Raw genomic sequence first — 14,795 nt, 5'->3', positions numbered from 1 at the left:
GTCATTCTGTTGGGGGACACGGCCGCGGCTTAAAGCTGCACGCCGGAGAAGGACATGAAGCCAAGTGACATCAGCCCAACCGTCAGAAAGGTAATGCCCAGCCCCTGAAGTCCCGCGGGTACATCGCTGTACTTGAGCTTCTCGCGAATCCCCGCCAGGGCGGTAATGGCCAGTGCCCAGCCGACGCCAGCCCCAAGGCCATATACAACCGACTCACCGAAGGCATAGTCGCGCTGAACCATGAACAACGAAGCGCCAAGAATGGCGCAGTTCACCGTAATCAGCGGTAGATAAACGCCCAGGGTGTTGTAAAGAGAAGGCACGAACTTGTCGAGGAACATCTCGAGAATCTGTACCAGTGCGGCGATCACACCGATGTAGCTGAGCAGGCCGAGGAAAGTCAGATCAATCTGTCCGGCGCCATCCATACCGGTCCAGCTGAGCGCCCCCGGCCCCAGCAGATAGTGCAGAATCAGATTGTTGACCGGTACCGTGATGGTCAATACCACGATAACGGCAACGCCCAGCCCGATCGCCGAGGAGACCTTCTTGGAAACCGCCAGGAAGGTACACATGCCAAGGAAAAAGGCCAGCGCCATGTTTTCAACGAAGACGGCCTTGATGAACAGACTCAAATAGTGCTCGAACATCAGAAGGCCTCCAGCGGACGAGTGTTCGGCCTGATCCGGTATTCGGTGGTTTCCACCTGCTCAGGACTGAGACTGCGCAATCCCCAGATCAGCAGCCCAATCACGAAAAACGCCGAAGGCGGTAGCAGCATCAACCCATTGGGAACATACCACCCGCCGTTGCTGACCGTTGGCAGTACGGTAATGCCGAAGATGGCACCTGCGCCCAGCAGTTCACGAAAAAAGCCAACAATGAGCAGGATCACGGTATATCCCAGGCCATTGCCGATCCCATCGAGAAAGCTCATGACCGGGCCGTTCTGCATGGCATAGGCTTCGGCACGTCCCATGACAATACAGTTGGTGATGATCAGGCCCACGAAAACCGACAATTGCTTGGAGATGTCATAGGCATAGGCACGTAGTACCTGATCAACCACGATGACCAGGGAAGCAATGATGGTCATCTGCACGATGATTCGAATCGAGGAAGGCATCTGGTGACGAATCAGCGACACGAAGAAACTCGAGAAGGCCGTTACCAGACTCACCGCAATGCCCATTACCAGGGCGGTCTGCATGGAGTTGGTTACCGCCAGCGCCGAACAGATCCCCAGGATCTGCAGGGTAATCGGATTGTTGCGGAAGATCGGCGTCGTCAGCACGCCGGTGGGCGTATCGGTATTCGCCATGATCAGACTCCTTGAGACACGTCACGGAAGCGCGCGAGATATTTGGAAAATCCCTCGTCGCCCAGCCAGAACTGCATGAGATTGGTCACCCCACGACTCGTCAGGGTCGCCCCCGAGAGCGCATCCACCTTGTGTTCGGCATCCGGCGTATTACTGTCAACGCCGCCTTTCACCAGGCGTATGGCGGGGTTCATGCTGTCATCGGGATAGATCTCCTTGCCCGGCCACAGTGACTTCCAGTGCGCGCTGTCGACCTTGCCGCCCAGCCCTGGGGTTTCGCCCTGCTGGTAGAAGGAGAGCCCTACGACAGTATTGCCATCTCCCTTGAGCGCCAGATAACCCAGCATCAGCGACCAGAGCCCCTGTCCTCGCACCGGCAGAATGATTTCATCAGGATTATCAGGGTCGCCGACCAGATAGACCGTGGCGTAATTCTCACGCCGGCCAATACCGGCACGATCATCCGGACCACTCAGCGTGCGGGATTCCGAAGGATCAGCCGCTGCCGCCAGCTGATCGTATTTCTCCGGATCGATACTGTCGTCATATTCGCCTGTATTCAGATTTACCACTCGGGGTGTAATCTGCGCAAACTGCGACTGGATACTGCGCCCTGACTCATAGAGCCCGGCGACCCGGAGAATATTGCTCTTGCGATCCAGCTCCTCGTTCTGCTGCTGCTTGGGACGCAGTGCCACGGCAGCGGTTGAAACCACCACCGAGCAAACCACACAGAGCACCAGCGCGACGATCAGCGTACGGGCAACGGAGTTCTTGTTGGCTGCCATTTATGCCACCTCTCGTCCGGTATCGATCATCGCCAGACGTTTCTGACGGCGCTTGATATTGGCCTGGATCACGAAATGATCCATCAGCGGCGCAAACAGGTTGGCAAACAGAATCGCCAGCATGACCCCTTCAGGGAAAGCTGGATTGGCCACCCGGATCAGTACTGTCATGACACCGATCAGCGCACCGAAACAAAGCTTGCCGGGATTGGTCATCGAGGCCGATACCGGGTCGGTTGCCATGAAGACCATACCGAAGGCGAAACCACCCATTACCAGATGCCAATACCATGGCACTGCAAACATCGGGTTGGTGGTCGACCCCATCCAGTTGAACAGCGAAGCTGTAGCCGCCATGCCCAGCAACGTGCCCAGCATGATTCGCCAGGAGGCAATCCGGGTCCAGAGCAATACCGCGGCACCAATGAAGATCATCAGTGTCGAGGTTTCCCCGATTGATCCCTGCATGAAACCGAGGAAGGCATCGCTCCAGCTGGTCTGAGTCATCAGTTGATGCAGACCATTCTGAGCAGCGGTAGACAGTGCAGTCGCCCCGCTATAGCCATCAGCCGGCACCCAGACCGAATCTCCTGACATCTGCGCGGGATAGGCGAAATAGAGAAACGCTCGCCCGGTCAGTGCCGGATTGAGGAAATTCTTGCCAGTCCCCCCGAAAACTTCCTTGCCAATCACCACACCGAAGGTAATACCAAGCGCCACCTGCCAGAGCGGTGCAGTGGCAGGCAGGGTCAGGGCAAACAGTACCGAGGTCACGAAGAAGCCTTCATTGACCTCATGGCCGCGACGAACTGCAAACAGCACTTCCCAGAAACCGCCCACGATAAACGTGACCGCATAGATGGGAATGAACCAGGTCGCACCCAGCACGAAATTCGCCCAGATACTCTGCGGATCATGACTGCCCGCCAATGCCATGGTGATGGCCTCACGCCATCCGGCAAGCGAACCGGCGCCATCGGCAATCGCCAGATTGGCCTGCAGTCCGGTGTTGTACATCCCGAAGAACATCGCCGGAAAGGTACATAACCAGACTGTGATCATGATCCGCTTGAGATCAATGCCGTCACGCACGTGGGCAGTGCTGCGGGTCACCGTCGGCGGAGAGTAGAAAATGGTATCGACCGCTTCATACAAGGCGTAGTAGCGCTCGAACCGACCGCCCTGATGAAAGTGCGGCGCAATGTTATCCAGATAGCGACGAATACCCATGCGTCACACCTCTTTTTCGATCGTCATCAGATTTTCACGCAGGATCGGACCGTATTCATACTTGCCGGGGCAAACATAAGTGCACAGCGCCAGATCCTCCTCATCCAGCTCAAGGCATCCCAGCGCCATGGCCGATTCGATATCCCCGACGATCAGTGACCGCAACAGCTGGGTAGGCAGGATATCCAGAGGCATGACCGTCTCGTAACTGCCAACCGGCACCATGGCCCGTTCTGAACCATTGGTATTGGTATTCGGACGATATTCGGCCGGCTTGATAAAGCGAGATAGATAGATACCCAGCACGGAGTGACGCTTGCGTCCGGGGGACAGCCAGCCCATGAAGGCATGCTTGTCCCCCTCTTCGACCAGACTTACCTGATCATGAAAACGGCCCAGGTAGGCCAGTGCCCCACGTGCTGTGGTACCACCAAAGACCGAGCCGGAAATGACACGAGTATCGTCGGGCTGCTCGATCTCACCTTTCAACAGTTCATCAAGACTGGCACCCAGCAGGGTCCGGACCAATCTGGGCTGCCGGGCTCGTGGCCCCCCGATGGCGATGACACGCTCGCTGTTCAAACGCCCCTCGCCGAACAGCAGACCGATGGCGATGACATCCTGATAGCCGATATGCCAGACCTGGCGTGCCAGCCCTACGGGAGACAGATAGTGAATATGCGTCCCGACCAGTCCGGCAGGATGAGGCCCACGAAAACTCTCGTGCTGTACCCGTTCAAGTTCACTGCCGGGGATATCGGCATCCGGCGCATGGCAGACGTAAACACGCCCACGGGTGAGTCGCCGCAGCACCGCCAGGCCTTTGACAAATGCCTCGCGACGTTCGGCGATAACCAGGGCAGGATCACCTGCCAGCGGATGGGTATCCATGGCCGTGACGAAGATATCTGCCGGCTCGGCATCAAGCGCCGGCACTCGGGAAAAAGGTCGTGTACGCAGCGACACCCAGAGCCCGGTCTGATTGAGCCAATCAACAATCTGCTCACGAGCCATATTCTCGAGTGCACTGTCATCAACCGGCTCGAATGCTATCGGCTCGGGTGAGCCAGTCTCATCGACTCGAATGACTACCGACAACAAGCGGCGTCGCTCACCACGATTAATGGCCACGACTTCACCAGTCGCCGGGGCACAGTAGCGTACACCTTCGGTTTTCTTGTCAGTGAACAGCGTTTGTCCACGTGCGACGTGATCACCCTCGCGTACCGACATGGTCGGTTTCATGCCGATATAATCGACACCCATTACTGCCACATGCTCGACATGACTTCCCGACTCGATCTGCCGAGCCGGCGCTCCCGCTATGGGAAGGTCCAGGCCTCGTTTGATTTCTATCATGGACTTGCCCAGTTGCCAGAGTTGAAACCGATTTGCTGGTCAGGGGAAGCGCCCGAGCACGGATCAGAGAGGTCGATAGTGTTCGAGCTTTACCTCGCGGGCGGGATATCCGATCGACGATGATCGGAAGCAGTCGCGACAGGGGTTCCCACTGAAAATCGGCCGCATTATATGGTCCGCGGCCGATAAATACCACTATTCGAACGGTGCAAATAAGCCCTGCAAAGGCGACTGATCAGGCTTTTACCCGATCAGTCACAAGCACTCGACTATTGCTCCGGCAGGGAAGAAAGCCTGACCCCAGCCATTTGCTGTACCAGCCGAACAACCTGACAACTGTATCCGAATTCATTGTCATACCAGACATAGAGCACAACCTGATGCTCACCGGCTATGGTCGCCCGGCCATCCACGATTCCGGCGTGTCGGTTGCCAATGAAATCCGAGGAAACCACTTCGGGTGAGTCGATATAATCAATCTGCCGGCGCTGTTTCGAAGAAAGGGACAACTCACGCAGGTAGGCATTGATGCCTTCGCGATCCACCTCACGCTCCAGGTTCAAATGTAGAATGGCCATGGACACATCGGGAATCGGTACGCGAATGGCACTGGCCGTCAGGCGCCCTTCGAGCTCAGGTAACGCCCGAGCGGCTGCCTTCGCGGCCCCTGTTTCGGTCAGTACCATATTAAGTGCAGCACTGCGCCCGCGCCGTTCTCCCTTGTGATGGTTATCAATCAGATTCTGGTCGTTGGTATAAGCATGCACGGTTTCCACATGCCCCTGACGAATACCATAGCGCTCATGCACTGCACCGAGAATCGGCACAATGGCGTTGGTGGTACATGAGGCTGCCGATACGATACGTTCATCATCTGGCAACGCATGATGATTCACCCCGAAGACGACATTGCGGATATCGCCCTTGCCAGGGGCTGTCAGCAACACTCTGGACACGCCCGGTGCCTGCAGATGTTTTGACAGACCTGCCCGATCCCGCCAGCAACCGGTGTTATCAATCACCAGCGCATCCCTGATTCCGTACTCGGTATAGTCGATGGCTTCGGGTGAATCGGCATGCAAAAACCGGATGTAGTTGCCGTTGGCGATAACGGCTCCATTCTCTTCGTCAAGGGTCAGGGTGCCGGCAAAGGGACCATGCACTGAGTCGCGTCGCAGCAGACTGACCCGCTTCTCCAGGTCTTCGGCACCGCCACGCACCACTATGGCTCGCAATCGAAGCGCCGAACCGCTCCCGGTACGCTCGATCAGAAGTCGTGCCAACAAGCGACCGATCCGACCAAAACCGTAAAGCACGACATCCCTGGCGCTACAGTCTGCCTCGGCTTCTTGCCGGTGGCGATCCACTACCGGTGCCAGAGTTTCGCGCAGATAACGCATCGGGTCATTTCGCAGCGGACTTTGCGCCAATCCTCTGGCCAGCTGACCCAGATCAATGTGCGAAGCGCCTGGCGAAAGTTCCAGCAACCGCTTGAGAATCGGGAAGGTATCTCGCACTGTCAGCTCAACACCGGCCACGCGACGCGCATAACGATGATGCTTGAGAATCCCGATCACTGACTGATTGACCAGCGACCGGCCATACAGTAGTGGTACAACGTTGTATTGGCGATAGAGCTGTCCCAGCAGAGGAATCATTTCCTCGGCAAGCGCCTCCTGAGCCTGCCATTGTTCCAGGCATGCCTCTCGCTCACTCCCCATCATGGTGCTCCTTTTGCCCTTTCGGATAAGGCCTTCACCAGGCCGCTCGGGCCGGGATTATCCGAAGGGCCAGGGAAGCGAACAACGTCCCTGTAGTAGCAGCCGCTGTAAGCCTGCTACAAAAACACTACACAGATCCCCTGTACCTCTTGCCATGACTGGCTCGTTAACCTCGCACGGGCTCGAAAGCCTGGGCCATGCCACGCCCGAACACGCACAATCAGGCCTCATGAGCGGGGGCATAGCGACGATATGCTTTAAACGTCGTGATCCAACCCCCATCAAAGAGCTACTTTCTGCTATTGTCTCGTCACACCGACAACCGATCGATGCCCGTGTCCAGTTCCGTACTCAATCCGCTGGCGCCTCAGGCGCCGACCTCGAATCAAGAACTCCGCTATTGGCAGGCGCCACATGGTAGCGCCGAAGCCCTGGCACTTGCCCGGCTGGCCGATGAGAGCGCTGTTCCCCTGCTGGTAATGACGCCGGATACCGCCAGTGCTCAGCGCATGGAGGGCGCACTGCGCTTCTACAGCAGTGCACCGGATGACATCCTGGTTTTCCCCGATTGGGAAACGCTGCCATACGACAGTTTCTCTCCCCATCAGGATATCGTGTCATCACGGCTACGCACTTTGCGTCAGCTTCAGCATGGCAGCGCCCGCATTGTGCTTGTGCCGGTCAATACCCTGATGCAGAGGCTGCCCCCGAGTGACTTTGTGGCCATCCAGGCGCTTCGCCTTGAAGTGGGCATGCGCATCGATCGAGAGCACTTCCGTCATCAATTGCATCGCAGCGGCTATCGCGCTGTCGAGACGGTACAGGAACCCGGCGAGTATGCCTTTCGAGGCGCTCTGATCGATCTGTATCCGGTTGGCAGCGAAGCACCTCTGCGCATTGACCTGTTCGATGATGAGCTTGACACTCTGCGGACCTTCGATCCCGATACTCAACGCTCACGTGATCGCATTGAGCACATCGAGCTGTTACCGGCACACGAGTACCCGCTGACCCCCGAAGCGATAGCGCGCTTTCGCGAGGGCTTCGAAACCCTGTTCGATGTCGACCCACGCCACTGCCCCCTGTATCTCGACGCCCTCCAGGGTATCCCTGCCCCCGGGCTGGAACAGTACCTGCCACTGTTCTTTGAAGAGACGGCCACACTGTTCGACCATATCGGTGACCGACTGCAAATCGCCATGCTACCGGGCACTTACGAGGCAGCGGAAACACACTGGGACTCGATCCAGACCCGCTTCGAGAATCTCGGTGTTGATCCGACTCGCCCCCTGCTGGCACCGCATCGCCTTTTTACACCTGTCAGTGAGCTGTTCGAACGCATCAAGCGTTATCCGCGTCTACAGATTACCCGTGAAGCACATCGGCATGCTGTGGCACTCGCCACCGAAGCACTCCCCGAAGTTGCCGTCGATGGTCGTTCCACGACCCCGCTGAAAACACTCGAGCAGTTCCTGACCACCTATAGTGATCAGCGCGTGCTCTTTGTTGCCGAATCTCGTGGTCGCCGCGAAGCGCTTGAAGAAACCCTCGCACCACTGCACCTGACCCTTGCCAGTATGGGCAGTTGGTCGGCGTTCATGACTGACAGGTGCCAATATGCACTGACCGAAGGAGAACTCGACGAAGGCCTTTGGCTGCACGATGAAAAAGTAGTGGTCCTGACCGAGACCGAATTGTTCGGGGAGGTCGTGCGGCAGAGTCGCCGTCAGCAGAAGGCGACCGATGACAGCGAACTGGCTGTTCGTCATCTGTCCGAGCTGCGCCAGGGAGCGCCAGTGGTGCACCAGCATCATGGTGTCGGTCGCTATCTCGGCCTGGAGACCATAGAGGCCGGTGGTACACCGGCAGAATTTCTGTCACTGGAATATGCCGAAGGCGCTCGCCTCTATGTGCCCGTCGACAGCCTGCACCTGATCTCGCGTTATAACGGCGCCAGCGATGAGTCCGCGCCACTCCATCGCCTGGGCAGCGATCAGTGGGACAAGGCGCGACGCAAGGCGGCTGAACGGGTGCGCGATACCGCCGCCGAACTACTGGACGTCTATGCACGCCGCGAAGCCCGGGAGGGTTTTGCCTGCGATCCACCTGATGATGCCTATGCTCGTTTTGCGGCCTCCTTCCCCTTCGAGGAGACGCCCGATCAGCGGATCGCCATTGATGCCGTCATCCATGACATGACTTCCACTCAGCCGATGGATCGGGTGATCTGTGGCGATGTCGGCTTCGGCAAGACCGAGGTTGCCATGCGAGCCGCCTTTCTCGCAGTTCAATCGGGTCGTCAGGTCGCCGTGCTGGTACCCACTACCCTGCTGGCCCAGCAACACTATGACAACTTCCGTGATCGCTTTGCCGATACCGCAGTCAATATCGAGATTCTTTCCCGATTCCAGGGAGGCAAGCTGCAGTCCCGCGCCTTCGAACGGATCAGTGATGGCCGTGCCGATATCGTGATCGGCACCCACAAGTTGCTGGGCCGCGAGCTTGATTTCGCCAATCTCGGACTGATCATCGTTGATGAGGAACACCGCTTTGGCGTTTCGCAGAAGGAGCGACTCAAGCAACTGCGTGCCGAGGTCGACATTCTCACCCTGACCGCCACGCCTATCCCCAGAACCCTGTCGATGGCAATGAGCGGCATGCGGGATCTGTCGATCATTGCCACGCCACCGGCGCGCCGATTGTCGGTAAAAACCTTCGTCCAGCAACGCAACGAGGCGACGCTCAAGGAAGCCATTCTGCGCGAACTGTTGCGTGGCGGTCAGGTCTACTATCTTCATAATGAAGTCCGCACCATCGAGAGCACTGCCGAAAAGGTAAGAGAGCTGGTGCCGGATGCACGGGTTGGTATTGCGCATGGACAAATGGCCGAACGGGCACTGGAGCGTGCCATGTCCGACTTCTACCACAAGCGCTTCAATGTCCTGGTCTGCTCAACCATCATCGAAACCGGTATCGATGTGCCCAGCGCCAATACCATCATCATCGAACGCGCTGACAAGTTCGGGCTGGCCCAGTTACATCAGCTGCGCGGCCGGGTGGGACGATCACACCATCAGGCCTATGCCTACCTGCTGACTCCGCCGCCCAAACAGATGACCGCTGACGCCGGCAAGCGCCTGGAAGCCATCTCACAGGCTGAAGATCTGGGTGCCGGCTTTACACTGGCCAGTCATGATCTCGAGATCCGTGGCGCTGGCGAGTTGCTGGGCCAGGAGCAGAGCGGTCAGATCGAAACCATCGGGTATACGCTCTACATGGAAATGCTCGATCGGGCCGTCAAGGCGATCCGCAATGGTCAGACCCCCAATATCGAGGCACCACTCGATGCCGGCATCGAAATCAGCCTCAATATGGCAGCACTGATCCCCGAAGAATACCTGCGCGACGTACAGCAGCGTCTGATCATGTACAAGCGCATCAGCAATGCGAACAGCGAAGAAGAGCTGCGTGAATTGCAGGTTGAAATGGTGGATCGGTTTGGTCTGTTACCCGATGCTGTACGCAATCTGTTCCGTCAGACCCGACTGCGACTCCAGGCTGCTCGGCTAGGCGTCACGAGGCTGGAAGCGGGCGAGCAGAAAGGCCGTATTCAGTTTACCGAAAAGCCAGCCATCGACCCCATGACGCTGATTGAACTGATTCAGAAGGAACCGAAGCGTTATCGCCTCGATGGCAGTGACACCCTGCGCTTCGAGGCCGAAATGGCTGAGCCGGAAAAGCGCTTCGAGGCCGTGGAGGCGCTGCTGGATCGGCTGGAACAGCAGGCTCAGGCAGCCTGAGTCTGCAAAAGCGTCGTGCTCAAGCGTGCTCAAGCAGGGCTCTGATAACCCTCCGGGCACGCTCGACCCCCTGCTCGAGTACAGCGTGAATCTCCTCCATGCTGATTTCATGCTCGGTCACCCCGGCGGCCGGATTGACCACCAGCGCCAGACAGGCGTACTCCATGCCAAGCTCGCGTGCCAGCACGGCCTCGGGCATACCGGTCATACCCACCAGGGTACAGCCATCACGGGTCATGCGGGCAATCTCGGCTGCCGTTTCCAGCCGGGGCCCCTGAGTGGCACCGTATACCCCGCCCGAAATCACCGTTTCACCACAGTCAGCCGCTGCGTTTGAAAGATCCTGTCGCAACGTTTCCGTGTAAGGCCAGGAAAAATCGATGTGTTGTAGTGGCCTGAAGCGACCATCGAAGAAGGTCGCTTCCCGATCATGGGTATAGTCGATCAGTTGATCAGGTATCACCATGGTGCCGGGCGACAAGGCAGCTTCAATGCCACCTACTGCATTGACACCCACGACCCGGGTGGCGCCGGCCTGTTTCAATGCCCAGAGGTTGGCTCGGTAATTGATCCGATGCGGTGGCATCTTGTGGGGATGGCCATGGCGCGCCAGAAACAGCAATTCGTGACCATCGAGACGAGCATGCAGCACACCTGACGAAGCGGCGCCCAACGGTGTTTCGCTGCCCTTGCGCCGTATGATCTCGATAGCTGCCAGTTCACTCATACCGGTGCCACCGATTACTGCAAGCATCGCCTTTCTCCCATGATTCGCGGCCCTCCGAGAGGGGCAGAAAACGCTTTCCGGTTAAAGACCCCGTGGAGCAAATATACCCGGCGCATTGCGCCAATACCCCTTGTAATCCATACCGAAGCCGAATACATAGCGATCCTCGACCTCAAGACCACAATAGTCAGCGCGCCAACCGGGAATTGCCTTGCGATCATGGCGCTTGTCAACCAGTACAGCGCTGGCAATACTGGCGGCGCCATTACGCTGACAGTGCTCGATGATGGCTGCCAGCGTTGTGCCCTCATCCAGAATGTCGTCGACAATCACGACATGCCGATCACGCATATCAATCTCGGGCGATACCCGCCAATGCAATTTACTGCCCTGGGTTTCACCGCGATAGCGGGTTGCATGCAGATAATCCACTTCAAGTGGAAACCCCAGACGAGTCAGCAGATGCCCGGTAGTAATCAGTCCGCCATTCATGACGCAATAAAAAACCGGTAGACAATCGGCCAGATCGCGAGTCATCTGCTCGGCCATGCGGTCCAGTGCTGCTTCCACGGCGGGTCGTTCGACCAGGCAATCCGACTGGGCCAGCAGATCACGCATGTCGGCATGCTGGCGCTGCCATTCACTGTTAGAACGCTCATGTTGCGATGAGTCAGGCATCGCTCTCTCCCTGCTCCGATTCGGGACCTTTATTACCCCGGGACTGATGATGATGCTCGTCGTGTGACGAAGATTGTTCCCGGTTCGCCTGATCACGATCCTGACGATCATCACGCTCGCCATGAACCGTCACACCTTCCGGTAGATACAACTGAGACATGGGCAGTGCCAGTTCGGCGCCATGCTCATGAATGATGTCACGCACTTTCAGGAGTATGGCCTGCTTGATTTCATGGAAGCGCTGCCAGTCCGTCACGCCGGTAAAGGCATAAAGCATGATCTCGAGTGAGTAATCGCCATAATGTATGAAATTGATGGTGATCAGTTCGTCCGGATCAATGTCCTCGTTTTCACTCAGCATCCTGCGAATATCACCAGTGATACCTTCAATGGCATCAGCATCCTGATAGCGGATGCCAACCCGCTCCCAGAGTCGGCGGCTATGCATGCGCGTCGGAGTTTCCACCGAGATCTGGCTGAACCACGCATTAGGGACATACAGAGGTGGCCCGGCAAAGGTACGAATGGTCGTCAGACGCCATCCGATGTCCTCGACAATGCCTTCGATCTGACGCTCGGGCGAACGGATCCAGTCCCCCACTACAAAGGGCTTGTCGAGATGCACCACCATGCCGCCAAAGAAATTGGCCATCACATCCCGAGCAGCAAAACCGATCACCAGGCCGCCGAAACCACCCATTGCCAGAATGCTCGACATGGATACGCCAAGCAGCTGCAGGCCGATCAGCGTCACGGTAACGATCAGTGCCGCGCCACCGATCTTGGTCACCGCCGAGGCCGAGGTGGCATCCACTGCTTTGGCGTGACAATTGGCCGGCGGAAAAACCAGTCGCTGCTCAAGCCGTCGCAGCAGCCGAATGCCGCCCCATGCCAGCAGTAGCAGGGTGATCAGTGCACCGATCAGCGATAGATAGCGAGCCATCGTATCAATACCGAAATGACTACCCGCCACACCAATACTGACGATGAGCGCTGTCAGCCAGATCCAGATACGCAGAGGAACACGCAGACCGTGAATGATGGGGTCGTCCCAGCGGCGCGGCGAGCGTCGCAACCGATGCTCGAGACGCGACATCAGATAATAAAGGCCAAGATCGATGATCACGGCGACAAGCAGCAGCAACCCCGGTAACAGGATCCAGCCCGGCACGTGCAGCCACTGGGCAAGATGATGCTGAAGTGAGCCAGCCAGGGCAGCACCCGAATCGATGATATTCATAGCAATCTGGATTAATTTGAAAACAGGGCATTCAGGAAAAGCACGCAACCTCTCTGCACACGCCCTACTCCAGTTGCTGCAAGCGCACCCTGATATCTTTCAAACGGGCATCGTCTGTCAGCTTGCTCAATGGCGGCCGCGTTCCGGCCAGCTGAAGCCGCCTCAGGTGCTTTTGCTGGAGGGGTAAAGTCCCGGAATCATCGATCACTCGACGGGCCTGAGCGGCAGCTTCGGCATCATTGCACATCAGGATCAGATCACAGCCTGCCTGTAGCGCCGCACGGGCACGCGCCGCAGCATCTCCTGCCACATGGGCTCCCTGCATCGATAGATCATCGGAGATGATGGCACCGGCAAAGTCCGGCAATGCGCGCAGCATATCGAGCCAGCGCGATGAAAAACCGGCCGGCTGAGTATCCACGGCAGTAAAACGAACATGAGCCGGCATGATACCGGAAAGGCGACCCGCCAGTTGCTCGAAGGGAACCAGATCGCGAGCACGCAGCTCGGCCAGAGATCGATCATCTTCCGGCAGGGTCAGATGAGAATCCAGAGTGACCCCCCCATGACCGGGAAAATGCTTGCCTACTGCCGCCATACCGGCCTCTGACAAACCGTCGATAAAGGCGCCAGCCAATGTCACCACAGCAGCCGGGTCGCTTGAGAATGCCCGGTTGCCAATGGCCGGGCAACGGGCATCATCCAGATCCAGTACCGGGGCGAAACTGAAATCGACACCGCACGCTGCCATCTCGGTCGCCAGCAACCAGCCTGTATCGTGCGCCAGCACCACAGCCGCCTCGGGATCCTGCTGCCAGAAACGCCCCAGAGCGGCCATGGGAGGCAGACGAGTCACCCCCTCACGCAAGCGCTGTACGCGTCCACCCTCCTGATCAATGGCAATCAATAACTGGTCATTGATCGCCCGGATGTCATTGCATAATGCTCGCATCTGTGCCGGAGAGACGAGATTCCGAGCAAAAAGAATAATGCCGCCAAGCGCCGGATCCTGCAGCCACTCGCGCTCTTCATCATTGAGCTCAGTGCCTGCAATATCACACATTACCGCACCGCTCACACCGTCCATGAGGGTCTACTCCTGTCCTGTTGGGTGAGCATCGGCCTCCCACCGGCGACACACTCAAGCGCGGAAGAATAGTGCATTATCAGCATCACGCTCCTCGCGTGTCGTTGTGTTCATTTCAGGTAATGGGGCTCTCATGGCACTGATGGCGACCGGTTTAAGCCGCTGCGTCAGAGTGCGTATTCGTACCTGCTGGTGGTAACCGGTTTCAGCCAGATCACGTAGTGTGACCGGATCCGAGAGCGTAAAGATGACCGAACCCAGCAGGAAATGCAGTCGCCAGAATCGCTCTTCCGCGGGCAATTCCGGTGTTGCCTGTCGCAAGAGCTCCAGAAAGCGCCTCATGCTATCGCCATAGCGATCCTGAAGGTGCTTGCGCAGATGCGCCTGGCTCTGGCTATAAGCCACTCCAAGCAATTTCATGAAAGTCCGCAGGTCGCCGCTTTCCGAAGGTGTTTCCAGCATGCTGCGAAACAGGACATCAAGCAGTTGCTCGAGTGTTGGTGGCCGATCGTTGACACACTGCATTTCGAGCTGATCAAGCTCAGCATGAAAATAAGCGCAAAAAGGCGTCAGATAGCGGGAAAAGACCGATTCAATCAGGGCCTGCTTGGAACCGAAATGATAGTTGACCGCCGCGAGATTGACACCGGCATCGCTGGTGATGCGCCGTAAGGAGGTCTCTGTAAAGCCGTGCTCGGCAAACAGCGCCTCGGCTGTATCAAGCAGGCGGGTCACGGTGTCATTGGCCGTCATGGCAGTGTCGCTTGTCCATTTGTTGCAATCTCGGAACCCTGGAGCGTTCCGGCGGTTGGCATCCATCCAACAGCTGGATACAATTACAGGC

The 14,795-nt window shown here is 57.6% G+C and carries 12 protein-coding genes; 1 reads left to right on the top strand and 11 read right to left on the bottom strand.

The window, feature by feature from the left end; genetic code table 11:
• Window positions 1-29: 29 nt before the first annotated feature.
• From nqrE to FY550_RS07230, 6 genes are all read right to left on the bottom strand, one after another.
• Window positions 30-650, bottom strand: a complete 621-nt coding sequence (gene nqrE, locus FY550_RS07255) for an NADH:ubiquinone reductase (Na(+)-transporting) subunit E (RefSeq protein WP_070977275.1) — start codon at window positions 648-650, stop codon at window positions 30-32.
• Window positions 650-1,321, bottom strand: a complete 672-nt coding sequence (locus tag FY550_RS07250; RefSeq protein ID WP_070977274.1) for an NADH:ubiquinone reductase (Na(+)-transporting) subunit D — start codon at window positions 1,319-1,321, stop codon at window positions 650-652. The genes nqrE and FY550_RS07250 overlap by 1 nt, the downstream gene beginning before the upstream one ends.
• 2 nt (window positions 1,322-1,323) lie before the next feature.
• A complete protein-coding gene (locus tag FY550_RS07245) occupies window positions 1,324-2,109 on the bottom strand; it encodes a Na(+)-translocating NADH-quinone reductase subunit C (RefSeq protein WP_070977273.1) in 786 nt (261 codons plus the stop codon).
• Complete coding sequence (locus tag FY550_RS07240; protein ID WP_070977272.1) at window positions 2,110-3,339, bottom strand: NADH:ubiquinone reductase (Na(+)-transporting) subunit B; 1,230 nt, start codon at window positions 3,337-3,339, stop codon at window positions 2,110-2,112.
• A 3-nt stretch (window positions 3,340-3,342) separates the two neighbouring features.
• Window positions 3,343-4,698, bottom strand: a complete 1,356-nt coding sequence (locus FY550_RS07235) for a Na(+)-translocating NADH-quinone reductase subunit A (RefSeq protein WP_070977271.1) — start codon at window positions 4,696-4,698, stop codon at window positions 3,343-3,345.
• 269 nt (window positions 4,699-4,967) lie between these two features.
• The gene (locus FY550_RS07230) at window positions 4,968-6,422 is read right to left on the bottom strand and encodes a glyceraldehyde-3-phosphate dehydrogenase (protein WP_070977270.1); all 1,455 of its coding nucleotides are present in this window, start codon (window positions 6,420-6,422) and stop codon (window positions 4,968-4,970) included.
• Between the two features lie 326 nt (window positions 6,423-6,748).
• On the opposite strand from FY550_RS07230, the gene mfd reads away from it, so the two are divergent.
• Window positions 6,749-10,219, top strand: coding sequence for a transcription-repair coupling factor (gene mfd, locus FY550_RS07225; RefSeq protein ID WP_070977269.1), 3,471 nt, complete (start codon window positions 6,749-6,751; stop codon window positions 10,217-10,219).
• A 19-nt stretch (window positions 10,220-10,238) separates the two neighbouring features.
• Here the strand turns inward: mfd and FY550_RS07220 are convergent, their stop codons facing one another.
• The 5 genes from FY550_RS07220 to FY550_RS07200 all read right to left on the bottom strand — a co-directional run bounded on the left by FY550_RS07220 (window position 10,239) and on the right by FY550_RS07200 (window position 14,704).
• Window positions 10,239-10,973, bottom strand: a complete 735-nt coding sequence (locus FY550_RS07220) for an S-methyl-5'-thioinosine phosphorylase (RefSeq protein WP_070977268.1) — start codon at window positions 10,971-10,973, stop codon at window positions 10,239-10,241.
• Between the two features lie 54 nt (window positions 10,974-11,027).
• On the bottom strand, window positions 11,028-11,624 hold the full coding sequence (locus FY550_RS07215) for a hypoxanthine-guanine phosphoribosyltransferase (protein WP_233350295.1): 597 nt from the start codon (window positions 11,622-11,624) through the stop codon (window positions 11,028-11,030).
• Window positions 11,617-12,864 carry a mechanosensitive ion channel family protein gene (locus tag FY550_RS07210; protein WP_070977266.1) on the bottom strand — a complete coding sequence of 416 codons (1,248 nt, stop codon included), beginning with the start codon at window positions 12,862-12,864 and terminating at the stop codon, window positions 11,617-11,619. The genes FY550_RS07215 and FY550_RS07210 overlap by 8 nt, the downstream gene beginning before the upstream one ends.
• 64 nt (window positions 12,865-12,928) lie before the next feature.
• A complete protein-coding gene (gene nagZ, locus FY550_RS07205; protein WP_070977265.1) occupies window positions 12,929-13,951 on the bottom strand; it encodes a beta-N-acetylhexosaminidase in 1,023 nt (340 codons plus the stop codon).
• Between the two features lie 54 nt (window positions 13,952-14,005).
• A complete protein-coding gene (locus FY550_RS07200) occupies window positions 14,006-14,704 on the bottom strand; it encodes a TetR/AcrR family transcriptional regulator (protein WP_070977264.1) in 699 nt (232 codons plus the stop codon).
• Window positions 14,705-14,795 lie beyond the last annotated feature (91 nt).

This window comes from Kushneria phosphatilytica, from assembly GCF_008247605.1.
GTDB classification, from domain to species: domain Bacteria; phylum Pseudomonadota; class Gammaproteobacteria; order Pseudomonadales; family Halomonadaceae; genus Kushneria; species Kushneria phosphatilytica.
The sequence above is the reverse complement of the archived record's forward strand: the minus strand, read 5'-3'. Positions and strand labels throughout refer to the sequence as shown.

Excerpts from the sequence above, each read along its gene's own strand:
- nqrE (WP_070977275.1), bottom strand. The coding sequence starts at position 650 with ATGTTCGAGCACTATTTGAGTCTGTTCATCAAGGCCGTCTTCGTTGAA.
- FY550_RS07250 (WP_070977274.1), bottom strand. The coding sequence starts at position 1,321 with ATGGCGAATACCGATACGCCCACCGGCGTGCTGACGACGCCGATCTTC.
- FY550_RS07245 (WP_070977273.1), bottom strand. The coding sequence starts at position 2,109 with ATGGCAGCCAACAAGAACTCCGTTGCCCGTACGCTGATCGTCGCGCTG.
- FY550_RS07240 (WP_070977272.1), bottom strand. The coding sequence starts at position 3,339 with ATGGGTATTCGTCGCTATCTGGATAACATTGCGCCGCACTTTCATCAG.
- FY550_RS07235 (WP_070977271.1), bottom strand. The coding sequence starts at position 4,698 with ATGATAGAAATCAAACGAGGCCTGGACCTTCCCATAGCGGGAGCGCCG.
- FY550_RS07230 (WP_070977270.1), bottom strand. The coding sequence starts at position 6,422 with ATGATGGGGAGTGAGCGAGAGGCATGCCTGGAACAATGGCAGGCTCAG.
- mfd (WP_070977269.1), top strand. The coding sequence starts at position 6,749 with ATGCCCGTGTCCAGTTCCGTACTCAATCCGCTGGCGCCTCAGGCGCCG.
- FY550_RS07220 (WP_070977268.1), bottom strand. The coding sequence starts at position 10,973 with ATGCTTGCAGTAATCGGTGGCACCGGTATGAGTGAACTGGCAGCTATC.
- FY550_RS07215 (WP_233350295.1), bottom strand. The coding sequence starts at position 11,624 with ATGCCTGACTCATCGCAACATGAGCGTTCTAACAGTGAATGGCAGCGC.
- FY550_RS07210 (WP_070977266.1), bottom strand. The coding sequence starts at position 12,864 with ATGAATATCATCGATTCGGGTGCTGCCCTGGCTGGCTCACTTCAGCAT.
- nagZ (WP_070977265.1), bottom strand. The coding sequence starts at position 13,951 with ATGGACGGTGTGAGCGGTGCGGTAATGTGTGATATTGCAGGCACTGAG.
- FY550_RS07200 (WP_070977264.1), bottom strand. The coding sequence starts at position 14,704 with ATGACGGCCAATGACACCGTGACCCGCCTGCTTGATACAGCCGAGGCG.